Annotated in this window: 1 protein-coding gene; it reads right to left on the bottom strand. The window is 45.5% G+C overall.

All coding sequences use genetic code 11. The features are described 5' to 3' along the window. Window positions 1–54 precede the first annotated feature (54 nt). On the bottom strand, window positions 55–495 hold a 441-nt coding region (locus R8O10_RS24910), incomplete at its 5' end, for a glycosyltransferase family protein (RefSeq protein ID WP_318191915.1).

Here is a 495-nt window from a genome sequence, read left to right as displayed (position 1 = left end):
ATAGGTAGTTAATAGTTATTATGTGTTTGCCACAAACAATCCGAGCAAACAAACTTAGATATTGGATACATAGCTCGGAAAATCCACCTGCTCCCACAACTGTTTGGAGAGTTCTTCTTGCGAATCCCACGCCCCTTGTAAAACCCAATTCACGATGGCTTGTGCAACGTCGGGGTATTTAACACTCTCAGCTTGCTGCTCTTTGAGCCACTGACGTACGGTAGAAATGTCTAAACTGTCCATTGCAGTGGCTAACCCAAGATCTTCAAGCGTGGCTACGTTGCTCTGCTGTTCAAATTGTCCTGCCAGTGGTTTCATTAGCAGTTTTTTGCCAAGAGAAAGTGCTTCTGAAGGCAGTTCAAAACCGCCATTGGCGATGACCCCACAGCAACGATGTAGATGGTGCTGAAAGTTGGTATGGCACAGCGGACGCAATTCTATGTTCTCCACTTTCTCTACTTCTATCACGTCGGGGTGATAACAAATAAACGTCTG

It is taken from the genome of Vibrio sp. 1727 (genome assembly GCF_033344415.1).
Lineage (GTDB): Bacteria > Pseudomonadota > Gammaproteobacteria > Enterobacterales > Vibrionaceae > Vibrio > Vibrio alginolyticus.
This window is presented reverse-complemented; position numbering and strand designations above follow the sequence as displayed.